Origin of the sequence: Hydrogenophaga sp. PBL-H3 (assembly GCF_010104355.1) — a bacterium.
Taxonomy (GTDB): domain Bacteria; phylum Pseudomonadota; class Gammaproteobacteria; order Burkholderiales; family Burkholderiaceae_C; genus Hydrogenophaga.
Window position 1 is genome coordinate 1342886 of sequence record NZ_CP044972.1, and the last position, 23165, is coordinate 1366050.

The window sequence follows — 23165 nt, forward strand, 5'->3', positions numbered from 1 at the left end:
CAAGGGGGGTGGCTGCCAGCGCGGGCTTCGGGCTATAATGCTTGGCTTTGCGCTGGCATCCACAGGCACACCAATGTGCATGGTTCAGGCGCACCCGTTTGACCCTACCGATTTCAGGAGCCCACCATGGCTGTTCAGCAAAACAAAAAGTCCCCCTCCAAGCGCGGCATGCACCGTTCGCACAACGCCTTGAACGTGCCGGGCATCGCCGTGGAACCCACCACCGGTGAAATCCACCTGCGCCACCACATCAGCCCCAACGGTTTCTACCGTGGCCGTCAGGTGCTGAAGAACAAATCCGAAGCCTGACGTGACGGTTCGCCATTGGCCCTGCTGCGTCATGCGCTCGGGGTCAGGCGGACTCGACAGGCACAGGCCCGCATGATCCATGCGGGCTTTTTTCATGGACGGGGCACCTGCGGTGCCCGCCTCAGGAAGTTGAGATGATCACCATTGCCGTGGATTGCATGGGTGGAGACGTCGGCCCGGGCGTGACGATGCCCGCCTGCCAGGCTTTTCTTGTCAGCCACCCTCAGGCCCAACTGTTGCTGGTGGGCAAGCCCGAGGTGTTCCGGGCGTGGCCGCAGTTGCTCAACAACGTCCGCTGCACCGTGGTGTCTGCCACGGAGGTCGTCGGGATGGACGACCCGGTGGAAATTGCGCTTCGCCGCAAAAAGGACTCATCCATGCGAGTCGCCATCAACCAGGTCAAGGATGGGCACGCCCAAGCGGCGGTGTCGGCTGGCAATACCGGCGCCTTGATGGCCATTGCCCGCTATGTGCTCAAGACCATGGATGGCATTGACAGGCCGGCCATTGCCACACAAATGCCCAATGCCCGCGGTGGCGCCACAACCGTCCTCGATCTGGGGGCCAACGTTGATTGCTCTGCCGAACACCTCTTGCAGTTCGCTGTGATGGGCTCGGCCCTGGTGGCGGCAGCCACTGGTCGCCCGGAGCCCAGCGTTGGCTTGCTGAACGTCGGTGAAGAAGTGATAAAAGGCAGTGAAGTGATAAAAAAAGCAGGTGTTTTGCTGCGAAATGCAGCCAACACCGGTGATCTCAATTTCTTCGGCAACGTTGAAGGTGACGACATCTTCAAAGGAACCACCGATATCGTCGTTTGCGACGGGTTTGTGGGCAATGTTGCCTTGAAGGCCAGTGAAGGCCTGGCGTCCATGATCAGCGGATTCATTCGCGAAGAATTTTCCAGCAGCATTTTTCGCAAAATGGCTGCGATCGTGGCGTATCCAGTTCTAAAGTCGTTCAAAAGTCGCGTGGATCACCGGAGGTACAACGGCGCTGCATTGCTGGGCCTGCAAGGTCTGGTGTTCAAGAGCCACGGCTCTGCTGATGCGTTTGCGTTCGAGCATGCCTTGAGGCGGGCTTATGATGCGGCCCACAACCAGCTGCTGGAGAACGTGCGTGATCGCATTGCGCATGCCCGGCAATTGATCTCGCCAGAGTCGCTGCCCAGCGAGTTCAAGAGCATCCCGACACTTTGATCTGTCCCATCCGCCTCGCATGACCCGTTTTGCCCGCATCACCGGCACCGGCAGTTGCCTGCCGCCAAATCGCCTGACCAACGCCGACATGGTGGACATGCTGGCCAAGCGCGGCGTGGAAACCAGCGACGACTGGATTGTCGAACGCACCGGGATCCGTGCGCGACATTTCGCCGCTGATGGCATGTATGCCAGCGACCTGGCCGCGGCCGCCTGCCGCGATGCCATGACCGCAGCGGGTGTGCTGCCGGCAGACATTGATCTCATCATCGTGGCCACGTCGACGCCCGACATGGTGTTTCCGTCCACTGCAGCGCTGCTGCAGCACAAGCTGGGCATCGCTGGTTGTCCGGTGTTCGATGTGCAGGCGGTTTGCAGTGGCTTCATCTACGCGCTCACGGTGGCCGATTCCTTGATCCAGTCGGGCACTGCCCGCAAGGCGCTCGTGGTCGGCTCCGAGGTGTTCAGCCGGATCCTGGATTTCAACGATCGCACGACCTGCGTTTTGTTCGGTGATGGTGCCGGGGCGGTGGTGCTGGAAGCATCCGAGACGCCCGGCATTCTCGCCACCGACATCCACGCCGACGGGAAACATTCGGCCATCCTGTGCGTGCCAGGGCATGTATCTGGCGGCTCGATTCTGGGCGACCCACTGCTCAAGATGGATGGTCAGGCGGTGTTCAAACTGGCTGTGGGCGTGCTGGAAGACACCGCGCGGGCCGTGCTCGCCAAGGCGGGCCGAACGGCCGAAGATGTCGACTGGCTCATTCCTCACCAGGCGAACATCCGCATCATGCAAAGCACGGCGCGCAAGCTCAAGTTGCCCATGGACAAGGTGGTTGTGACGGTCGACCAGCACGGCAACACCTCGGCTGCTTCGATTCCTCTGGCTCTGGACCACGCAGTGCGTGGCGGTCAGGTGAAAAGGGGTGACACCTTGATGCTCGAAGGTGTGGGTGGCGGGTTCACATGGGGCTCGGTGCTGCTGGATTATTGAGCACTGCGGCCTGCGCCACGGACTCAGTTGCACACCACAACGGTTGATCACATGAAGAATTTTGCATTCGTTTTTCCGGGCCAGGGCTCCCAGTCCGTTGGCATGCTCGACGCCTGGGGGGATCACCCCGAGGTGCTCAGTGCACTTGCCGAGGCGTCTGACGCCCTGGGCGAAAATGTGGGTCAACTGATTCACGAAGGTCCCAAGGAACTGCTGTCTCTGACCACCAACACCCAGCCAGTGATGCTGGTTGCGGGTGTCGCGGCATGGCGTGTTTGGCGGTCCGAGGGGGGGGCGTTGCCATCGGTGCTCGCTGGCCATTCGCTGGGTGAATACGCTGCTTTGGTCGCTTCCGGCGTGTTGACGCTGGCCCAGGCCGCGCCGCTGGTGCGTTTTCGCGCGGCTGCGATGCAGGAAGCCGTGCCGGTAGGCACTGGGGCCATGGCGGCCATTCTGGGCATGGAGGCGCAGCGCGTCATTGCCGGCTGCGCCGAGGCGCAGGCCACGTTTGGCGCGGGCAGTCTGGAAGTCGTTGAAGCGGTGAATTTCAACGACCCTGCCCAGACGGTGATTGCCGGCAGCAAGGCTGCGGTGGATAAGGCGTGCGAGGTCCTCAAGGGCCATGGCGCCAAGCGGGCGCTCCCCTTGCCCGTGTCGGCGCCCTTCCATTCCAGCCTCATGAAGCCAGCGGCGCAACGATTGAGGGAAAAGCTGGCGAACACCGCATTTGCTCCTTCGCAGATTCCGGTGATCAACAACATCGACGTGGCCGTGGAATCCGACGCCGATCGCATCCGCGACGCTCTGTATCGCCAGGCATTCGGCCCGGTGCGTTGGGTTGAATGTGTGCAAGCCATCAAGGCGCGTGGCGTTGACACGATCATCGAGTGCGGTCCTGGCAAAGTGCTCGAAGGCATGGTCAAGCGCATCGACGCCGAACTCACGGGCGCAGCCCTGTACGACCCAGCCACTGTGGCCGACGTCAAAACCTTGTTGGCCTGAGGCCCGGAGCACACCATGTCTGAAGTGAAGTTTGCCGGTCAGGTGGCGCTTGTCACCGGGGCATCCCGTGGCATTGGGGCTGCCATTGCGCTCGAGCTTGCTGCGCGCGGCCTGATCGTGATCGGCACGGCCACCAGTGACGAAGGTGCCGCCAAGATCAGCACGGCCTTGAACGGTGTTTCAGGCGCTGTGGCCGGTTGTCGCGGTGCCCGGCTCGACGTGAACGATGCGGCCTCAGCCGAAGCGCTGATCGACGAGATCGTCAAGGCCCATGGTGGTCTGCAGGTGTTGGTGAACAACGCCGGCATCACCCGCGACATGTTGGCCATGCGCCTGAAGGACGACGATTGGGACGCTGTGCTGGACACCAACCTCAAGGCGGTGTTTCGCATGAGTCGGGCTGTCATCCGCCCGATGATGAAACAGCGCTATGGGCGCATCATCAGTATCACCAGCGTGGTCGGTGCATCTGGCAATGCGGGCCAGGCCAACTACGCGGCGGCCAAGGCCGGCGTGGCGGGCATGACACGTGCGCTGGCGCGTGAACTCGGCAGCCGCAACATCACGGTGAATTGCGTGGCGCCAGGTTTCATCGAAACGGACATGACCGCTGCGCTGCCGGAAGAGCAGCAAAAGGCTTTGTTGGGCCAGATCCCGCTCGGGCATCTGGGCAAGCCGGCCGACATCGCCCACGCGGTGGCCTACCTCGCCGGTCCACAGGCGTCTTACGTCACGGGCCAGGAACTGCACGTCAACGGCGGCATGTTCATGTCCTGACGATGCCTCCCTGCTGAAACATTGTCGAATCGCCGCGCCAGCCGCCCGGCGGGCCATCTGGGGGGACCTCCCTAGCCCGGCTAAAATGGCGGCCTTGTATTTCAACCACCCTCAGAGGGACTTATGAGCGATATCGAAGCACGTGTTAAGAAAATCATTGCCGAACAACTCGGCGTGGAGGAGGGTCAGGTCACCAACGAGAAGGCTTTTGTGGCCGATCTCGGCGCCGATTCCCTGGACACGGTTGAACTGGTGATGGCTCTTGAAGACGAGTTCGGTATCGAAATCCCCGACGAAGACGCCGAGAGGATCACGACGGTGCAAAACGCCATCGATTACGCAATGGCCCACCAGAAGGCCTGATTGTCCATTTGCAAACGCTTGTCCATCGCCCGGCCCGCACGTTCAGCAGACGTCGCACCCGAGGCGCATGGCTCAAGGCGTGGGGGAATTGAATGAGCCGTCGTCGCGTTGTCGTGACCGGTCTGGGTTGTATCAGTCCCGTGGGCAACACGGTGGCAGACGCTTGGGCCAACATCCTCGCCGGTCATTCCGGTATCGATCTCATCACCCGGTTTGACGCTTCCAACTTCGCCTGCAAAATTGCGGGCGAGGTCAAGGGCTTCGATCTGGAGTCCTACATGAGCGCCAAAGATGCGCGCACGATGGACACGTTCATCCACTACGGAATTGCTGCGGCTCACCAGGCCGTCGTTGACTCCGGGCTGCCTCTGGGTGATGCGCTGGACGAAGAGACCGCCGTACGCATCGGCTGCATCATCGGCTCCGGCATTGGCGGGCTGCCGCTGATTGAAAACATGCACGCTGAACTGGTGAGTCGCGGCCCGCGCCGCATCTCACCCTTCTTCGTGCCCGCTTCAATCATCAACATGATTGCTGGCCATGTATCCATGCGTTATGGATTCAAGGGTCCCAATCTGGCGGTGGTCACTGCCTGCACGACTGGACTGCATTGCATTGGTGAGGCGGCTCGCAAGATTGAATATGGCGACGCAGACGTGATCGTTGCGGGTGGTTCCGAGGCGACGGTGTCGCCGTTGGGCGTGGGCGGCTTCGCTGCCATGCGCGCGCTCTCTACCCGCAACGACGATCCCGCCACTGCCTCCCGTCCTTGGGACAAGGACCGGGACGGTTTTGTTCTGGGCGAAGGTGCTGGCGTGATGGTGCTCGAAGAGTACGAGTTCGCCAAGGCACGAGGCGCGCGGATCTATGCCGAACTCTCGGGTTACGGCATGAGCGCCGATGCGGGTCACATGACGGCACCCAGCATGGACGGACCTCGGCGCGCCATGGTCAGCGCGCTGCGCAACGCGGGGCTGAACGCCGATCAGGTGGACTACCTCAATGCGCACGGCACCTCAACGCCACTGGGTGATCTGAACGAAACCAACGCCATCAAGGCGGCCTTGGGTGACCACGCCAAGAAGGTGGTGGTGAACTCCACCAAGTCCATGACGGGGCACCTGCTGGGTGGCGCCGGCGGCATCGAGAGCGTGTTCACCGTGCTCGCCCTGCACCACCAAAAGAGTCCGCCGACCATCAATATCTTCAATCAGGACCCGGAGTGCGATCTGGACTACTGCGCCAACACGGCGCGGGACATGAAGATCGATGTTGCGCTCAAGAACAACTTTGGCTTCGGCGGCACCAACGGCTCGCTGGTCTTCAAGCGCGTTTGAATCCGACGATCGCCCCTATCCTGCGCTTCACCCATGCACAACGCCCCATCCGTGGTCTACCCGGTGGGGCGTTGCGTTTTTTACGCCGTGCTGCTGGCGATGATCGCCTTGGTGTGCGCACTGATCGGAGCGATGTTTTTGTCCGGGGTGTTGCAGAGGGCAGGTCAGCCTTGGGGTTGGACCACAGCGTTGGCTGGCGTGCTTTCATGGATGGCTTGGCTCGTGCTGGCCGTGGCGAGCTGGCTTCGGTCACCGGAGGGCGTCTTGAAATGGGATTCAAGTTCGGTGCAGGAAGACGGTGGTGCGGGAGGGTGGTTGTGGTGCAGTTCATCCGACGCCGAGCCCATATCGCTGAGCCAGGTGGCGTGTGTGCTGGATCTGCAGAGGCAGATTCTGCTGTGTATTCGCTCGGTCAACACCGGCCAACGATGGATCTGGGTGGAGCGGCGCAGCAATCAGGCGCGATGGAACGATCTGCGCCGCGCCCTGGTGTCCAGCCGCGCCTGAGCACGTGCTGGCGGTTGCGGGCTGCCGGGATTGCCGGACTTGTTTCAGTCCCTGCTCTCCGCTTGATCCCCTGGGTTATATTTCCGCGCGCATGACTCCCGAAGACCACACAGCCCCACCGCCGCCCGACAGCGATGTCATGTTGGTGCAGCGCACGCTGGGCGGCGAGCAGCGCGCCTTCGAGTTGCTCGTCATCAAGTACCAGCGCCGGGTCGAGCGGCTTGTTGGTCGCATGGTGCGCGATTCCGACCTGGTTCAGGACATCGCCCAGGAAACTTTCATCCGCGCTTACCGAGCCTTGGCGCAGTTTCGGGGCGACGCACAGTTCTACACATGGCTCTACCGGATTGCGGTCAACACGGCCAAGAAACAACTGATGGAGCTCAAGCGGGATCCATTGGTTTTTCAGTCGCAGATGAAATCCTCGGATGACGATGAAACTTCCTCGTCGGAACGCGAACTAAATTTCAATGCTGCTGATACCGAGACGCCCGAAGCGGTGTTGGCCAGCAAGGAGATCGCGCAAGCGGTCAACGCGGCCATGGATGCGTTGCCCGAAGAGTTGCGCATGGCCATCACCTTGCGGGAAATTGAGGGCATGAGTTATGAAGAAATTGCGCTGGCGCTGGAGTGCCCGATCGGAACGGTGCGTTCTCGGATATTCAGAGCCCGCGAGGCGATTTCGGGGCGTATCAAGCCGATGCTGGAGCGACAGACGGGCAAACGCTGGTGACGGCGCGAGCGGTCGTTTGACGCATGCATGGCCGATGGCACAACGGGGAAATGAATCATGAATGCCGCACAACATCACAAGCAACTGCCAGTTGAGGGCGCCGCAGCCTTGAGCGCCTCCGATGATCACGCGCTGTCTGCAATGGCCGATGGGGAGATCGGTGCCTCCGAGCTCGACGCCTTGCTGGGCTCCTTTGACGATTCGGACCAGACGTTGTCCAACTGGCATGCCTACCAAGTGATCGGCGACGTGCTGCGCGGTCACGAAGATCCAATGGGTGCGACTTCGGCAAGTGATTTTCTGGCCGCCGTTCGACTCGGTCTGCACACGCAGAGCGTCGAACCGGGCTTCTCGTCGCTACAGCCTGTGGAGGCCACCACTGTTCGCGCCTCAGGTCGTCACAGCGAAGCCGCCAACGAGGCCGTCTTTCGCTGGAAGCTGGTGGCGGGGTTTGCATCTGTTGCAGCCGTGATGGCCGTGAGCTGGAGTGTGATGGTCGGATCGGGTGGCGCGCTGGATGGCACTGCTGGTGCACAGCTGGCATTGACCTCACCCAGCCCTGATTCGTTGCCCGCTCAACAGCCCACGACGGCGATGGCCGCTGCCGTGCCTGCGACAACCTCCCCGCTGGCGATCAACACCGGTCAAGGTATTTTGATCCGCGATGCCCAGCTCGAAGCCCTGTTGGCCGAACACCGTCAGCACGGTGGCATGTCTGCCCTGCAAATGCCTTCGGGGTTCATTCGCAACGCGACATACGACGCAGCAGGGCGCTGATCTGCCATGACGCCCAACCAGTTTGACATCAGCCCCGCCACGCCGCCCGCCGTCATGCGCTTCCCGCACCGCCTTCCTCGCAGTGGCCGATGGCGACCTGTGGGTGCCATGGCCATGCTGGCAGCAGGGCTGCTGCTGGGCGGATCCCTGCAGGCACAGGTCAACCCGGGAGCCCCGGTCGGGACGCGTACCGTCAACGAGTGGCTCTCCCGTATGCACGAGGCGTCTCGCCAGCGGGCCTACACCGGCACGCTGGTCGTGTCGGCTGGACCCACCATGTCCGCCTCGAAGATTTGGCATGTGTGCGACGGAGCCCAGCAGATGGAGCGCATCGACACGCTCACGGGTGCACCGCGCACAACCATTCGCCGCAACAGCGACGTCATCACGTTCGAGCCGGAAACCAAGATGGCGTTCGTTGAAAAACGCGAGTCGCTGGGCATGTTTCCCGAGTTGCTGCGCACGCCCAGCAACCTGATCCCGCAGTTCTATTCGGCACGCGAAACGGGTGTTCAGCGCGTGGCTGGGCACTTGGCTGACATGGTTGAAATCCTGCCCAGGGATGAGCTGCGGTTTGGCTACCGCATCTGGTCCGAGCGGCAAACGGGTCTGGTGGTGAAGCTGCAGACGCTGGGTGAGCAAGGGGCCGTGCTTGAGCAAATGGCCTTCTCCGAACTCCAGCTGGATGCCTCGGTCAGCATGGACAAGCTCCAGCGGCTGATGAAGGACACGCGTGGCTACGAAGTGCACAAGCCGGTGCTCAAGAAGACCACGGCAGAAGCCGAGGGCTGGCGATTGAAAGAGGCAGTGCCAGGTTTCACGGCCATGAGTTGCCACACGCGCGACGCCGGTCCCGCGCAAATACCCGGCACCGCGCCAATGCAGTGGGTGTTTTCCGATGGTCTGGCCTCGGTCTCCCTGTTCGTCGAGCCCTTCGACCCGCAGCGCCATGGCCAGGAAAAGTCGGTGGCGGTCGGAGCGACGCACTCGGTCAGCAAGCGTGTGGGTGACCACTGGCTGACGGCGCTGGGCGAGGTGCCTCCGTCGACGCTGCGCCGTTTTGCCCTTGCATTGGAGCGGACACGGTAAACCTGCCAGACTTGTTTTCTGTTCGGTGGAACCGCATCTTCACTGCGGTTGATGCAAGTTCGGCACTGCTTGTTGCAGGCTGCCGAGTTCTGCCACTGCGTTTATGTAAAGGATCACCATGACGCACCTGAAACGTACCCAACAACCTTTTCTGGCACTGGCTGCACTTGGTGCAGCTCTGCTGATGCTGCAGCCGGCAGTCTCAGCACAAACGGTGGTGCCGGTGGCGCCGGCCGCAAGTGTGCGAGGTCTGCCGGATTTCACCGATCTGGTCGACCTGGTGGGGCCCTCGGTGGTCAACATCAGAACACTGGAGCGTGCAGTGGCCACGCGCCCCGGTGCAGGCGGTGCGCCCGATGAGCAGATGCTCGAGTTTTTCAAGCGCTTCGGCATTCCCGTGCCCCCTGGCATGACGCCGCGCGCGCCCAAGCAGGAGCGCGGACCGTCGGAGGACGCTCAGCCGCGCGGGGTGGGCTCTGGCTTCATCCTGAGTGCCGATGGTCTGATCATGACCAATGCCCATGTGGTGGAGGGCGCCGACGAGTTGCTGGTGACCTTGCCCGACAATCGCGAATTCAAGGCCAGGGTGGTGGGTGCTGACAAGCGCACCGATGTGGCGGTCGTGAAGATCGAGGCCTCAGGTCTTGCGCCGGTGAAGATTGGCGACGTCAACCGGCTGCGGGTGGGCGAGTGGGTGATGGCCATTGGCTCACCGTTTGGCCTTGAGAACACCGTGACCGCTGGCATCGTGAGTGCCAAGCAGCGCGACACCGGTGACTTCTTGCCGTTCATTCAGACCGATGTGGCCATCAACCCGGGCAACTCTGGCGGACCTCTGATCAACATGCGCGGCGAAGTGATCGGCATCAACAGTCAGATCTACTCCCGCTCGGGTGGCTTTCAGGGCATCTCGTTCGCCATCCCGATCGACGAGGCGGTGCGTGTGTCAGACCAGCTCAAGGCCACCGGTCGTGTGACCCGTGGGCGCATCGGCGTGCAGATCGACCAGGTGAGCAAGGAAGTCGCCGAGTCGCTCGGACTGGGCACCGCCAAGGGCGCTTTGGTGCGGGGTGTGGAACCCGATTCACCGGCGGCCAAGGCGGGTGTGGAGCCTGGCGACATCATCCTGAAGTTCGATGGCAAGACCATCGACAAGTCGGTTGACCTGCCGCGTTTCGTGGGCAACACCAAGCCGGGCAACAAGAGCGCCATGACCGTCCTGCGACGCGGCGCCCCGAAGGAGCTGTCGATCACTGTGGCGGAGCTGGAAGCCGAGAAGGCAGAAGTGAAGGCAGCAGCACCTGAGCCCGCCAAGCCTCAGGCGAGCAATGCCGTGCAGTCGCTGGGCCTGGGCCTGGCTGAGTTGACTGCTGCTGAAAAGAAGGAGCTCAACCTTAAAGGCGGAGTGCGCATCGCATCGGCTGAAGGCCCTGCGGCACGCGCTGGCTTGCGCGAGGGCGACGTCATCGTGGCCATTGCCAACACGGATACCGCCAGCTTGAAGGACATGGAAGCGGCGCTGAGCAAGATCGACAAGTCGCGGCCTGTGAATGTGCTGTTCCGACGTGGCGAATGGGCGCAGTACGCCGTGATCCGCCCGTTGCGCTGAGACCGTCGTGCTTTGACCGCCGGTCGGAGCGGTGCAAAAACCCCCAGATCCCTTCGGACCTGGGGGTTTTTTCTGAGGGTGGCCGATTCGCCACAGTGCATCGGTTTCGAGGAATGAACCCTTGGACTGTAGATTTGTTAGTGGATGCTTACTATCGGTGATCTTATGTTGACCGATTTCGCTAAAATAGGTCTGTTTTTGGAGAAATTCCTGCGCTCCGATGCTGCATTGATCCACGATGTGGGAGTGGCCGCGGAAGTCTTCAAGCCGTCCACAGTCCGCCCACAAGTTTCCCCGTTATCTTGTGGATATGCTGTGTATAAAGTTCACGTTGCTGCGTCGCAACAAGGCACTGTTGGTGGTTCGGTGGTGTGCATTCCGGGCTTTTTGCCTACAATGAAACCCCAACTATCGCAGTTGCCATTGATTGTTGGTTACGGGCGCGTCAGCAGCTGACGCGCCCTTTTTTATGGCCGCTCGTTCCTGCTCGGAACCGCGGTTTCCCCCAGTGTTTGAGCCGCTCTCCTGATGAATCACATCCGCAATTTTTCGATCATTGCTCACATCGACCATGGCAAGTCCACGCTCGCCGATCGCATCATTTCCCTCTGTGGCGGCTTGTCCGATCGCGAGATGAGTGAGCAGGTGCTCGACTCGATGGACATCGAGAAGGAGCGAGGCATCACCATCAAGGCGCAAACTGCTGCGCTCAAGTACAAGGCGCGTGATGGGCAGGTCTACAACCTCAACCTGATCGACACGCCTGGCCATGTCGACTTCTCATACGAAGTCTCGCGCTCACTGTCGGCTTGTGAGGGTGCGTTGCTGGTGGTGGATGCCAGCCAGGGTGTTGAAGCCCAGACCGTCGCCAATTGCTACACCGCGCTTGAGTTGGGCGTGGAAGTGGTGCCGGTGCTCAACAAGATGGACCTGCCCAATGCGGATCCGGAGAATGCCAAGAACGAGATCGAGGACGTGATCGGCATCGACGCGACCGACGCCATTCCCTGCTCGGCCAAGACCGGCATGGGCGTCGAAGACATCCTGGAGGCGGTGGTCGCGCGCATTCCACACCCCAAGGGCAACCCCGATGCGCCGCTGCGCGCCATGATCGTGGACAGCTGGTACGACGCGTATGTGGGTGTTGTGATGCTGGTGCGCGTGGTTGACGGCCACCTGCTCAAGGGCGAGCGCTTCAAGATGATGGCGACCAACACGGTCTACAACGCCGACAACCTGGGCGTGTTCACGCCGGGCAACGAGCCTCGCGAATCATTGCAAGCCGGCGAGGTGGGTTACATCATCGCGGGCATCAAGGAGCTGCAGGCGGCCAAGGTGGGCGACACCATCACCCTGGAAAAAAAGCTGCCGAACAACGCCGGCCCGGCAACCGAGGCCTTGCCCGGCTTCAAGGAAGTGCAGCCCCAGGTGTTTGCCGGTCTGTACCCGACCGAGGCCAACCAATACGACTCGCTGCGCGACGCGCTGGAAAAACTCAAGCTCAACGACGCCTCGCTGCAGTACGAGCCCGAGGTGTCTCAGGCGCTGGGCTTTGGTTTCCGCTGTGGCTTCCTGGGTCTGCTGCACATGGAGATCGTGCAGGAGCGCCTGGAGCGAGAATTTGACCAGGACCTGATCACCACCGCTCCGAGCGTGGTGTACCAGGTGGTCAAGCCCGACGGTGAAGTGATCATGGTCGAGAACCCGTCGAAGATGCCCGACCAGGGCCGACTGGAGGAGATCCGCGAACCCATCGTCACCGTGCACCTGTACATGCCACAGGAGTATGTGGGTGCGGTGATGACGCTGGCCAACCAGAAGCGTGGCCTCCAGCTCAACATGGCCTACCACGGCAAGCAGGTCATGCTGACCTACGACATGCCGCTGGGCGAGATCGTGCTGGACTTCTTTGACAAGCTCAAGTCGGTGAGCCGTGGCTACGCATCCATGGATTACGAGTTCAAGGAGTACCGCGCGGCCGATGTGGTCAAGGTTGACATCTTGCTCAATGGCGAGAAGGTCGATGCTTTGTCCATCATCGTGCACCGCTCGCAGTCGCAGTACCGTGGTCGTGCGGTGGTGGCCAAGATGCGTGAAATCATCAGCCGCCAGATGTTCGACGTGGCGATCCAGGCGGCCATTGGCGGTAATGTGATTGCACGGGAAACCATCAAGGCGCTGCGCAAGAACGTGCTGGCAAAATGCTACGGCGGTGACATTTCCCGCAAACGCAAACTTCTCGAAAAACAGAAAGCAGGCAAGAAGCGCATGAAACAGATCGGCTCGGTGGAAGTTCCCCAGGAGGCGTTCCTCGCCATATTGCAGGTGCAGGACTGATGCAGGCGCTCATGGGAACGGTCACTGCGGTGATCCTGGCGGCCTTCGCGGCCTACGCGGGCGCTTGGTACTCCGGCGCGGTCGAAGGCAACTTCGCACTGCTCCTGATGTTGGCCACGGTGGTGACGGGCTTGTACTGGCTGGCCGAGAGGTTCGTATTCCTGCCCCAGCGCCGGCGTGCAGCAGCGCAATTGCTGGAGGAGCACAAAACACGCAAGGCTGCCTTGATCAAACAGGGTTTCAGCCAGATTGAAGGCGACGTGGAGCCGGCGCGGCAAAAATTGCTCGCGCAACCCTGGTGGCTGGACTGGACCGCAGGCCTGTTCCCGGTGATCCTCGCGGTGTTCGTGCTGCGCTCGTTCCTGTTCGAGCCATTCAAGATCCCTTCGGGCTCCATGATCCCCACCTTGCGGGTGGGCGACCTGATTCTGGTGAACAAATTCCACTACGGCGTGCGCCTGCCGGTGTTCAACACCAAACTGATAGCCAACAACTCGCCCCAGCGCGGTGATGTGATGGTGTTTCGGTACCCGCCTCAGCCCAGCCTGGACTACATCAAGCGGGTGATCGGTGTGCCTGGCGACGAGGTGGCCTATCTGAACAAGCAATTGACAGTCAACGGCAAAGCCGTGCCGCGCGTGGCACAGCCCGATTTCTTCGACACGGATTCGATGCGCTACTCCAAGCAGTTCGGAGAAACGCTCGACAAGCGCAAGTACAACACCCTCAACGACGACGACCGGCCCGCCTTCATTCCGGGCGCCACCGAATTCCCGTTCGCCGACGGTTGCAAGTACACCGTCGAAGGTGTGACCTGCAAAGTGCCGGCAGGCCACTATTTCATGATGGGCGACAATCGCGACAACTCGCTCGACTCGCGTTACTGGGGCTTTGTGCCCGAGCGCAACATCGTCGGCAAGGCCTTCTTTGTCTGGATGAATTTTGGCGACCTGGGACGTATCGGGTCCTTTGAATGACAACCATCACCCTCGGAGCATGACGTCATGAAGCTGAAGCGACAACAACAAGGCCTGACCTTCATGGGCCTGATCATCGTGGGCGTTTTGCTGGCGGTGGCCGGCGTGGTGTTTGCACAGGTTGTGCCGACCTATATCGAGTTCATTGCCGTGCAAAAGGCCGTGGACAAGGCTTCGGTGGGTTCCACCGTGGCCGAGGTGCGCAACATCTTCGACAAGGCGGCCACCATCGACGACATCCGCACCATCTCGGGCAAGGACCTGACGGTGGGAAAGGAAGGTGCTCGTGTGGTGGTCTCGTTCGCTTACATCCGCGAAATTCATCTCACCGGGCCAGCGTATCTGGTCATGAAATACGAAGGCCGCTCGAAGTGACATGCAGCCTGGGCAGGGAGCGCTCGACGGAGCGCCCGGATTCTTGAACCCGGAACTTCTGGCGCTGCAACGGCGCCTGCAACACAATTTTGCCAACCCGCGCTTGCTTGAGCGCGCGCTGACCCACCGCAGTTTCACCGCCGACCACAACGAGCGCCTGGAGTTTCTGGGTGATTCCGTGCTCAATCTGGCGGTCTCCGGGCTGCTGTTTGAAAAACTCAACCAATTGCCCGAAGGCGATTTGTCTCGCGTTCGGGCTAACCTGGTCAAGCAGGACACCCTGTTCGAGATCGCATCGCGCCTGAACCTGTCGGCCGGTCTTCGGCTGGGCGATGGCGAAAAGCGCTCGGGTGGGCAGAAGCGGCCCTCGATCCTGGCCGACGCACTCGAAGCGGTGATTGGTGCGGTGTACCTGGACGCCGGCTTTGAAGTGGCTGCTGCCCTGGTGCACCGCCTCTACAGCGGCCTGGAGCTCAACGCGCAGATGAGCGCCATGGGCAAGGACCCCAAAACCGAATTGCAGGAGTGGCTGCAGGGGCGCAAAATGAAATTGCCGGTCTACCGCGTGGTAGCCACCTTGGGCGAGGCGCACAAACAGACCTTTGATGTGGAGTGCACCGTGACCGAAACCGGCCGCAGCGAACGCGGCATCGGCGCGTCGCGGCGGGCTGGTGAGCAGGCCGCAGCTGCTGCCATGTTGCAGCACCTCACTGCCGACCCGAAGCAGGCCCATGCCTTGCCCCCCGCGACGACCGATGTCGCCCCATCCGCCAAGGTACCCTGAAGCCATGCCCCGCACACCTGTGAATCCGCCGTCCAATCCCGACCTCGACGCCATGCTCGCCAAAGCTCTGAGCAAGGAAACGGCGGCCATGCCGGTGGGTGAGGCCGATGCGCCCACGGAAGAAGTGGCCGAGGTTGATCCCGCCGAACAACGCTGCGGTTATGTGGCCATCGTCGGCAAGCCCAATGTGGGCAAGTCAACCCTGCTCAATGCTCTGGTGGGGCAGAAGGTCAGCATCACCTCGCGCAAGGCGCAGACCACGCGCCACCGCATCACCGGCATGCGCACCGTGGGTCCCACGCAGTTCATCTTTGTGGACACGCCGGGCTTCCAGACCCGCCACGGCAACGCGCTGAACCGTGCGTTGAACAAGACCGTGCTGGGCGCCGTGAGCGATGTGGATCTGATCCTGTTCGTGGTGGAAGCCGGGCATTTCAATCTGGCCGACGCCAAGGTGCTGTCGCTGCTGCCGGCCAACGTGCCGGTGATTTTGCTGGCCAACAAATTCGATCTGGTGCACCGCCGAGGCGATCTGGCGCCGTGGCTGCGTTCCATGCAGGAGCGCCACCCGTTTGCCGAGTTCGTGCCGATGTCGGCCAAGACCGCCAAGGACATTGAGCGCCTCTTCGGTATCTGCGAGAAGTTCCTGCCGCAGCAACCCTGGATGCACGATCCAGACGACCTGACCGATCGCAGCGAGCGATTCATGGCCAGCGAGATGGTGCGCGAAAAGCTGTTCCGTCTGACCGGCGACGAGTTGCCCTACACCTCCACCGTGATCATCGACAAGTTCGAGGAAGAGGGGTCGCTCAAGCGTATCGCTGCCACCATCGTGGTGGAGCGCGAAGGCCACAAGGGCATGGTGATTGGCGAGGGTGGCGAGAAGCTCAAGCGCATCGGCACCGAGGCCCGCCAGGAACTCGAGAAACTCTGGGACTGCAAGGTGTTCCTGGAGCTGTGGGTGAAGGTCCGCTCGGGCTGGGCCGACGACGATGCGCGCGTTCGCTCCTTTGGCTATGAATAGAGCCCCCACGCTCCGCCGCTGCGCGGGTCGCTGCCCCCCAAGGGGGCTGACCTGCCTTGGGGCGGCCCGGCGTCAGGTCGGTCGCTATCGATGAAGGTTCGGGTAGGCGAAGAACCGGCCTTCGTCCTGCACCGCTACGACTGGAGCGAAACCAGTCTGGTGCTCGAAGTGTTCACTCGCCACCATGGCCGTATTGCGCTGGTTGCCAAAGGGGTGAAGCGCCCCACCTCCCAGTTTCGTCCGGTGCTGCTGCCGCTGCAGCCGCTGCATGTGTCGTGGACGGGTGACGCCGAGGTGCGCACGCTCAAGTCGGCCCAATGGCAGGGGGGGCACGTGATGCCCACCGGCGAAGCGCTGATCTCGGGCAGCTACCTCAACGAGCTGCTCATGCGCCTGCTGGCTCGCGACGATCCGCACGAACGTCTGTTCGATCACTTCACCACCGCCGTGCAGCTGCTGGCCGAGAAGAGCGATGCTCAGCAAGTGATCTTGCGGGCGTTCGAGCTGCTGCTGTTGCGCGACGTCGGGCTGCTGCCCGACCTGACACAAGAGGCCAACACGCTCACTCGCCTCGACCCTGATGTGCTCTATGTGCTTACGCCCGAGAGCGGCCTGCGTGCGGCCCACGCGGACGACGCGCATCCGCTCAGCGGCGAACAGTGGCTGGGCCTGCAAGCCGCCATGGACAGCCCGGCGCCCTTCATTGCCACGCTGAGGGCCTGCGCCAGCGCGCTGCAGGCCCTTCGTCCGCAGCTGCGCCACCTGCTGCACTACCATTGCGGCGTGCGGGTGTTCAAGACGCGGCAACTCATGCTGGATGTGCAAGCGATGACGCGGTCCCGCTCCAACGTGGCACCCGACCCGGTTGATACGGCAACCCCCAACCCCGAGCCCTCTACATGAACGCGGCCACTCCCTCCCACCTGCGCACTGCGCTGTCGGTCAATCTCAACAAGGTGGCCTTGGTGCGCAACACGCGCCACCTTGGCATTCCATCGGTCACCCGTGCGGCCACGCTGTGCCTGCAGGCCGGCGCGCGCGGCATCACGGTGCACCCCCGGCCCGATGAGCGCCACATCCGGGCGCACGACGTGCACGACCTGGCCGAACTCATGAAGGCCTGGCCGGACCGCGAGTACAACATTGAGGGCAATCCCTTTCACAACCTCATGGGCTTTGTGCGCTCCGTGCGCCCGCACCAAGTCACCTTCGTTCCCGACAGCGAAGGCCAGTTCACCAGCGACCACGGCTGGAACTTCCCAGCCGACGCCGATCGCTTGCGCCCGCTGATCGCAGAGTGTCATGCGCTCGGTGTGCGCGTGAGCCTGTTCATGGACGCCGATGCCCCGCAGATGGTTGGCGCCAAGGCCGTGGGCGCCGATCGCGTGGAGCTCTACACCGAGCCTTACGCTGCCGCGTGGCACACGCCGCAGCGGGCTGAGCAGCTGGAGCGTTTTCGCGCCGCCGCGCAGGCCGCGCTGGATATTGGCTTGGGCGTGAACGCCGGTCACGATCTCAATCGCGAAAACCTCACCGCCTTCCTGCGCGCTGTGCCCGGCGTGAGCGAGGTCTCGATCGGTCATGCGCTGATGGCTGACGCGCTGGAGCTGGGTTACACCGCCACCATCGCCGACTACAACCGCTGCATTGCCGAGGCCAGATGATTTTTGGCGTCGGCACCGACATCTGCGACATGCGCCGCATCCAGGCGACATATGAGCGCCAGGGTGAGCGCTTCGTGCGCAAGGTGCTCAGCGATGCGGAATTCGCCGTCTGGGAGAAACGCGGCGCGCGCTGGCCCCAGCGCGGATTGCGTTTTCTCGCCACGCGGTTCTCTGCCAAAGAAGCCTTCTCCAAAGCCATTGGACTGGGTATGCGAATGCCCATGACCTGGCGGCGATGCGAAATCAACAACCTGCCCAGCGGCCAGCCGGTCATCGTGCTGCACGGCGAACTCAAGACGTGGTTTGAAGCCCAGGGCCTGCGCGCGCATGTGACCGTGACCGACGAGACCGACTACGCGGCCAGCTTCGTCGTGGTTGAATGGGAAGACCCCCACGCTCCACCGCTTCGCGGGTCGCTGCCCCCCGAGGGGGCTGATTCGCCTTGGGGCGGCCCGGCGGCGAATCATCAACCTGACCCGACATGAACCCACACGCCCCTCTCATCATCGACGTGGCCGGCCACAGCCTCACCACGGTGGACAGCCAGCGCCTGGCCCATCCGCTGGTCGGTGGCGTCATCCTGTTTGGCCGCAACTGGCATGACCGGGCGCAACTCACCCAGCTGTGCCGCCAGATCAAGGCTGTGCGGCCCGACCTGCTGATCGCGGTGGACCACGAAGGCGGCCGTGTGCAGCGCTTCCGCACCGATGGCTTCACCCACCTGCCGCCCATGGCAGCGCTGGGCGCCATGGCCATGCGCCCAGGCAAAGCCGGTGAGCCCGACGGAGTGGCCACATTGCAGGCCTGCAACGCGGCCACCGCTGCCGGCTACGTGCTCGGTGCCGAGTTGCGCGCCTGCGGCGTCGACCTGAGCTTCACGCCGGTGCTGGATCTCGACTTTGGCGAAAGCTCGGTGATTGGTGACCGCTCTTTCGGGCGCGATCCGCGCATCGTCACGCTGCTCGCGCAGGCGCTGATGCACGGCCTGCTGCAAAGCGGCATGGGCAACTGCGGCAAACATTTCCCGGGCCATGGCTTCGTCAAGGCCGACTCGCACCTGGCCATTCCCGTGGACAAGCGCAGCCTGAAAGCCATCCTGGCGGAAGACGCTGCACCGTATGGCTGGCTCTCGGCCAGCCTGCAGGCCGTGATGCCCGCCCACGTGATCTACCCCAAGGTCGACCCGCGCCCCGCCGGGTTCTCCGCACGCTGGTTGCAAGACGTGTTGCGCCACCGCTTGGGCTTCACCGGCGCCATCTTCAGCGACGACCTCAGCATGGCCGCGGCGCGCCAGATCGATGGCCAGGCTGTGAGCTTCACCACCGCCGCGCTGGCGGCTCTGCAGGCGGGCTGCGACATGGTCTTGTTGTGCAACCAGTCGGTGGAGGCCGGCGGTGCGCCGATCGATGAAGCCATCAACGATCTGTCCAAGGCCTGTCTGAACGGCGATTGGTCACCCAGCGAGGCGAGCGAAGAGCGCCGCCTGGCCTTGTTGCCGCGCGCCGCTGCGCCCGATTGGGACAGCTTGATGGTTAGCGAACGCTACATGCAGGCACTCTCGTTGCTGCCCTGACGCCAGCCCGACGGCAGGCTCAGTTCTCCAGACCCAGCTTGTCCAGCAGGTCCGACACCAACTCCAGGCGCAGCAGCGGGTTGTCCAGCGCCATCAGGCGCTGTTTGAGTTCGGCCGGTGCCGGCAGCAACTCGGCCCAGCGGTTGGCCACCCAGCCGCTGTCGTCCCATTGGTAGGGCGGTTGCAGCGGCAACTGGTCCAGGCTCTGAGGGTCGCGCTCCTGCAGGTTCTGCAGCAGGCGCTTCAGCGCGTCGCGGGTGTTGGCCAGATCGGGCGGCACGGTCACCACGGCCTCGTGTTCGTCCAGTGTCACATCGGCAACCCACAAGCCATGGGGCAGCTGGTTGCGGCGGTTGATGTGGAATCGCTGCAAGCCTCGGCACCTGATCACCATCAACCCGGGTTGGGGCCGCTCCAGGCTTTCAATGTGAGCCAGCGTGCCCACAGTGTGGAAAACTTCCTTGGCGAAGCTGTCGCCCGTGGGCGGCGCTGATGGGTTGACCCGGCGCACTTCGCTGCCTTCGCTCAGGCACACCACACCGAACGGTGCGCCGGCCTTGTGGCAACGCCCGATCATGTCGAGGTAGCGCACCTCGAAGATGCGAAGCGGCAACCACCCGCCAGGAAACAGGACGGTCTGCAGCGGAAACAACGGAAGCTGAGACAGCGTGAGCGCCTCGGCTGCTGGCGCGGAACTCAATCGTTGACCACCGCGTCTGCACTCTGACGCTGCAGCATGGCCAAGGTGTTGGCGATGGTGGCGCGCAGCTCGCGCCGGTCGGAGATGAAGTCGACCGCCCCCTTGGTTTGCAGGAACTCGGCGCGCTGGAAACCCTCGGGCAGTTTCACCCGCACGGTGTTCTCGATCACACGCGGCCCGGCAAAGCCGATCAGAGCCTTGGGCTCGGCAATCACCACGTCGCCCAGGAAAGCGAAGCCGGCGCTCACGCCGCCCATGGTCGGATCGGTCAGCACGCTGATGTAGGGCAGGCCCTTCTTGGCCAGGCGCGTCAGCGCTGCGTTGGTCTTGGCCATCTGCATCAGCGAGAGCAGGCCTTCCTGCATGCGTGCGCCGCCGGTGGCGGTGAAGCACACAAAGGGCACCTTCTGTGCAATGGCTTCTTCAACGCCGCGCACGAAACGCTCGCCGACCACCGAGCCCATGGAGCCGCCCATGAAATCGAATTCAAAACAGGCCACCACCAGACTGATGCCGTGCACCGCGCCACCCATGACGATCAGCGCGTCGGTCTCGCCAGTGGTCTCCAGCGCATCTTTCAAACGCTCGGGGTACTTGCGGCTGTCCTTGAACTTCAGGGCGTCGACCGGCAGCACTTCCTGCGCGAGTTCGTAGCGGCCTTCGGCATCCAGAAACGCATTGAGCCGCGCGCGTGCGCCCACGCGGTGGTGGTGGCTGCAGTGCGGGCACACGTTCTGGTTCTTCTCCAGATCGTTCTTGTAGAGCACCGCCTCGCAGCTCGGGCACTTGATCCACAAGCCCTCGGGCACGCTGCGGCGCTCGGTCGGGTCGGTGGGGGTGATCTTGGGGGGCAGCAGTTTTTCGAGCCAGGACATGTGTTCTTCTCCGTGCGGATGCGCCCCGAGGGCGCCATCCGGAATTATGCGTCTAGAGCTTTGCGGATCGTGCGAATGAAGTTCGACGCGACTGCCACGACTTTCTCATGCGGCTCGTTCTCGATCAGCTGGATGATCTTGCTGCCGATCACCACCGCGTCGGCCGCGCGGCTGATGGCCCGTGCGGTTTCAGCATCCCGGATGCCGAAGCCCACGCCCACGGGCACGCTCACGTGCGCGCGGATGCGCGGCAGCATGGCCTCGACCTGGCCCACGTCGAGCGTGCCGGCACCGGTGACGCCCTTGAGAGAAACGTAGTACACGTAGCCGCTGGCCACGCGCGCGACCTGCGCCATGCGCTCGTCGGTAGAGGTGGGGGCCAGCAGGAAGATGAGGTCCATGCCGTGTTCGCGCAGCGAGGCAGCGAACTCTTCGCATTCTTCGGGTGGGTAGTCGACGACCAGCACGCCGTCCACGCCCGCAGCCGAGGCGTCGCGCACGAAGGCGCCCGCGCCGTGCTTCTGGTCGTAGCGCTCCACCGGGTTGGCGTAGCCCATCAGCACCACGGGGGTGGTGTTGTTGCGCTCGCGGAAGCTGCGCACCATGGCAATCACCTGCGTGAGGCCGATGCCGGCGGCCAGCGCGCGGTCGCCGGCCTTTTGAATCACCGGGCCGTCGGCCGAGGGGTCGGAGAAAGGCACGCCGAGTTCGATCACGTCGGCGCCAGCCTCGGCCATGCCGTGCATGAGCTCAGGCGTGATGTCGGCGTAAGGAAAGCCCGCCGTCACAAAAGGAATCAGCGCCTTGCGGCCTTCGTTCTTCAACGCGGCAAAGGTGGTGTCGATGCGGCTCATTTCTTCACCTCGATGGTGGCCACGCCACCTTTGACCGACTGCCCTCGGCAGCTTGGGCGGCAATAAAAATCGGCGTTGGACAGATCGGCCACGGTGCCGATGTCCTTGTCGCCCCGACCCGAGAGGTTCACCAGAATGGATTGGTCGGGCTTCATGGTCTTGGCTAGCTTCATGGCGTAGGCCACGGCGTGGCTCGATTCGAGTGCGGGGATGATGCCCTCGGTGCGGCACAGGTAGTGAAATGCCTCCAGCGCCTCGGCGTCGGTGATGCCCACGTACTCGGCTCGGCCGATGTCCTTGAGGAAGGCATGCTCGGGCCCGACACCGGGGTAGTCCAGGCCGGCGCTCACGCTGTGCGTTTCGGTCACCTGGCCGTTGTCGTCCTGCAGCACATAGGTGCGGTTGCCGTGCAGCACGCCCGGGCTGCCCTTTTGCAGCGAGGCCGAGTGCTTGCCACTCTCCATGCCTTCGCCAGCGGCTTCCACGCCGATCAGGCGAGTCTGCGCGTGGTTGATGTAGGGGTAGAAGATGCCCATGGCGTTGCTGCCGCCACCCACGCACGCGATCACCGCGTCGGGCTGCTCGCTCTTGCAGCCGGCGGCGGCGAGCATCTCGGGCATCTGCACCAGGCATTCCTCGCCAATGACGCTCTGGAAGTCGCGCACCATCATCGGATAGGGGTGCGGGCCGGCCACGGTGCCGATGATGTAGAAGGTGTTGTCCACGTTGGCGACCCAGTCGCGCATGGCTTCGTTGAGCGCGTCCTTGAGCGTGCGACTGCCCGATTCGACTGGCACCACCGTGGCGCCCAGCAGCTTCATGCGGTAGACGTTGGGGCTCTGGCGCTTCACGTCTTCGCTGCCCATGTACACCACACATTCCAACCCGTAGCGCGCGCAGATGGTGGCAGTGGCCACGCCGTGCTGGCCTGCGCCGGTCTCGGCAATGATGCGCGGCTTGCCCATGCGCTTGGCGAGCATGGCCTGGCCGATGGTGTTGTTGATCTTGTGCGCGCCAGTGTGGTTGAGGTCTTCGCGTTTGAGGAAAATCTGCGCACCACCTGCCTCGCGGCTCATGCGAGCCGCGTGGTAGATCGGGCTGGGTCGGCCCACAAAGTGCGCCAGTTCGCTCTTGAATTCAGCGAGAAACTCTGGGTCGTGCTGGTACTTCGCGTACGCGGCCTTGAGTTCGTTGATGGCGTGGGTGAGCGTTTCGCTCACAAAGCTACCGCCGTAGATGCCGAAATGGCCGCGGGCGTCGGGTTGCTGGTAGGTCTGCATGGGGTGATCTCGGTTCGATTGCCCAC

General features: G+C 62.8%; 25 protein-coding genes and 1 pseudogene. 22 read left to right on the plus strand and 4 right to left on the minus strand.

What is annotated here, in order from left to right:
• Window positions 1–126 precede the first annotated feature (126 nt).
• The 22 genes and pseudogenes from rpmF to nagZ all read left to right on the plus strand — a co-directional run bounded on the left by rpmF (window position 127) and on the right by nagZ (window position 19430).
• Window positions 127–309, plus strand: a complete 183-nt coding sequence (gene rpmF / locus F9Z44_RS06445) for a 50S ribosomal protein L32 (protein WP_019575026.1) — start codon at window positions 127–129, stop codon at window positions 307–309.
• 134 nt (window positions 310–443) lie between these two features.
• A complete protein-coding gene (gene plsX, locus F9Z44_RS06450) occupies window positions 444–1505 on the plus strand; it encodes a phosphate acyltransferase PlsX (RefSeq protein WP_159604539.1) in 1062 nt (353 codons plus the stop codon).
• Window positions 1506–1524: 19 nt separating this feature from the next.
• Window positions 1525–2502, plus strand: a complete 978-nt coding sequence (locus F9Z44_RS06455) for a beta-ketoacyl-ACP synthase III (protein ID WP_159604541.1) — start codon at window positions 1525–1527, stop codon at window positions 2500–2502.
• Between the two features lie 51 nt (window positions 2503–2553).
• Window positions 2554–3504: an ACP S-malonyltransferase gene (gene fabD, locus F9Z44_RS06460; RefSeq protein WP_159604543.1), complete on the plus strand. Its 951-nt coding sequence runs from the start codon at window positions 2554–2556 to the stop codon at window positions 3502–3504.
• A gap of 15 nt (window positions 3505–3519) precedes the next feature.
• On the plus strand, window positions 3520–4281 hold the full coding sequence (fabG, locus tag F9Z44_RS06465) for a 3-oxoacyl-ACP reductase FabG (RefSeq protein ID WP_159604545.1): 762 nt from the start codon (window positions 3520–3522) through the stop codon (window positions 4279–4281).
• Window positions 4282–4404: 123 nt separating this feature from the next.
• Complete coding sequence (gene acpP / locus F9Z44_RS06470) at window positions 4405–4644, plus strand: acyl carrier protein (protein WP_159604547.1); 240 nt, start codon at window positions 4405–4407, stop codon at window positions 4642–4644.
• Window positions 4645–4736: 92 nt separating this feature from the next.
• The gene (gene fabF / locus F9Z44_RS06475; protein ID WP_159604549.1) at window positions 4737–5981 is read left to right on the plus strand and encodes a beta-ketoacyl-ACP synthase II; all 1245 of its coding nucleotides are present in this window, start codon (window positions 4737–4739) and stop codon (window positions 5979–5981) included.
• A gap of 87 nt (window positions 5982–6068) precedes the next feature.
• Window positions 6069–6488 (plus strand): hypothetical protein, encoded by a 420-nt coding sequence (locus F9Z44_RS06480; protein ID WP_162147748.1) that lies wholly within the window; start codon window positions 6069–6071, stop codon window positions 6486–6488.
• A 91-nt stretch (window positions 6489–6579) separates the two neighbouring features.
• A complete protein-coding gene (gene rpoE / locus F9Z44_RS06485) occupies window positions 6580–7221 on the plus strand; it encodes an RNA polymerase sigma factor RpoE (protein ID WP_159604553.1) in 642 nt (213 codons plus the stop codon).
• A 57-nt stretch (window positions 7222–7278) separates the two neighbouring features.
• Window positions 7279–7998 carry a sigma-E factor negative regulatory protein gene (locus F9Z44_RS06490; RefSeq protein WP_159604555.1) on the plus strand — a complete coding sequence of 240 codons (720 nt, stop codon included), beginning with the start codon at window positions 7279–7281 and terminating at the stop codon, window positions 7996–7998.
• Between the two features lie 6 nt (window positions 7999–8004).
• Entirely contained in the window at window positions 8005–9087 is a 1083-nt protein-coding gene (locus tag F9Z44_RS06495) for a MucB/RseB C-terminal domain-containing protein (protein ID WP_236574280.1), read from the plus strand.
• Between the two features lie 118 nt (window positions 9088–9205).
• Entirely contained in the window at window positions 9206–10696 is a 1491-nt protein-coding gene (locus F9Z44_RS06500) for a DegQ family serine endoprotease (RefSeq protein ID WP_159604556.1), read from the plus strand.
• A gap of 165 nt (window positions 10697–10861) precedes the next feature.
• A complete protein-coding gene (locus F9Z44_RS06505) occupies window positions 10862–11152 on the plus strand; it encodes a hypothetical protein (RefSeq protein WP_159604557.1) in 291 nt (96 codons plus the stop codon).
• A 72-nt stretch (window positions 11153–11224) separates the two neighbouring features.
• Window positions 11225–13033, plus strand: coding sequence for a translation elongation factor 4 (gene lepA / locus F9Z44_RS06510; RefSeq protein ID WP_159604558.1), 1809 nt, complete (start codon window positions 11225–11227; stop codon window positions 13031–13033).
• Window positions 13033–14010 carry a signal peptidase I gene (lepB, locus tag F9Z44_RS06515; protein ID WP_159604559.1) on the plus strand — a complete coding sequence of 326 codons (978 nt, stop codon included), beginning with the start codon at window positions 13033–13035 and terminating at the stop codon, window positions 14008–14010. The genes lepA and lepB overlap by 1 nt, the downstream gene beginning before the upstream one ends.
• 27 nt (window positions 14011–14037) lie before the next feature.
• Window positions 14038–14385, plus strand: coding sequence for a DUF4845 domain-containing protein (locus F9Z44_RS06520; RefSeq protein WP_159604560.1), 348 nt, complete (start codon window positions 14038–14040; stop codon window positions 14383–14385).
• Between the two features lie 43 nt (window positions 14386–14428).
• Window positions 14429–15169 carry a ribonuclease III gene (gene rnc, locus F9Z44_RS06525; protein WP_159604561.1) on the plus strand — a complete coding sequence of 247 codons (741 nt, stop codon included), beginning with the start codon at window positions 14429–14431 and terminating at the stop codon, window positions 15167–15169.
• A gap of 4 nt (window positions 15170–15173) precedes the next feature.
• Window positions 15174–16193 (plus strand): GTPase Era, encoded by a 1020-nt coding sequence (era, locus tag F9Z44_RS06530; RefSeq protein ID WP_442907260.1) that lies wholly within the window; start codon window positions 15174–15176, stop codon window positions 16191–16193.
• Window positions 16194–16283: 90 nt separating this feature from the next.
• Complete coding sequence (recO, locus tag F9Z44_RS06535; RefSeq protein WP_159604566.1) at window positions 16284–17096, plus strand: DNA repair protein RecO; 813 nt, start codon at window positions 16284–16286, stop codon at window positions 17094–17096.
• A complete protein-coding gene (locus tag F9Z44_RS06540) occupies window positions 17093–17857 on the plus strand; it encodes a pyridoxine 5'-phosphate synthase (RefSeq protein ID WP_159604567.1) in 765 nt (254 codons plus the stop codon). The genes recO and F9Z44_RS06540 overlap by 4 nt, the downstream gene beginning before the upstream one ends.
• Window positions 17854–18237: pseudogene (gene acpS, locus F9Z44_RS06545) on the plus strand (holo-ACP synthase); the annotation flags it as partial. The gene F9Z44_RS06540 and the pseudogene acpS, both read left to right, overlap by 4 nt.
• Window positions 18238–18338: 101 nt before the next feature.
• Complete coding sequence (gene nagZ, locus F9Z44_RS06550) at window positions 18339–19430, plus strand: beta-N-acetylhexosaminidase (RefSeq protein WP_159604571.1); 1092 nt, start codon at window positions 18339–18341, stop codon at window positions 19428–19430.
• A 19-nt stretch (window positions 19431–19449) separates the two neighbouring features.
• On the opposite strand, the gene F9Z44_RS06555 is transcribed toward nagZ, so the two are convergent.
• Genes F9Z44_RS06555 through trpB form a run of 4 tightly spaced genes read right to left on the minus strand, consistent with a single transcriptional unit; the run spans window position 19450 to window position 23139 of the window.
• On the minus strand, window positions 19450–20130 hold the full coding sequence (locus tag F9Z44_RS06555; protein ID WP_159604573.1) for an LON peptidase substrate-binding domain-containing protein: 681 nt from the start codon (window positions 20128–20130) through the stop codon (window positions 19450–19452).
• Window positions 20127–21005 carry an acetyl-CoA carboxylase, carboxyltransferase subunit beta gene (accD, locus tag F9Z44_RS06560; protein ID WP_159604575.1) on the minus strand — a complete coding sequence of 293 codons (879 nt, stop codon included), beginning with the start codon at window positions 21003–21005 and terminating at the stop codon, window positions 20127–20129. Before accD ends, F9Z44_RS06555 begins: the two co-directional genes overlap by 4 nt.
• Before the next feature lie 44 nt (window positions 21006–21049).
• Window positions 21050–21859, minus strand: coding sequence for a tryptophan synthase subunit alpha (trpA, locus tag F9Z44_RS06565; RefSeq protein WP_159604577.1), 810 nt, complete (start codon window positions 21857–21859; stop codon window positions 21050–21052).
• Window positions 21856–23139, minus strand: a complete 1284-nt coding sequence (gene trpB, locus F9Z44_RS06570; protein WP_159604579.1) for a tryptophan synthase subunit beta — start codon at window positions 23137–23139, stop codon at window positions 21856–21858. Before trpB ends, trpA begins: the two co-directional genes overlap by 4 nt.
• Window positions 23140–23165: the final 26 nt, after the last annotated feature.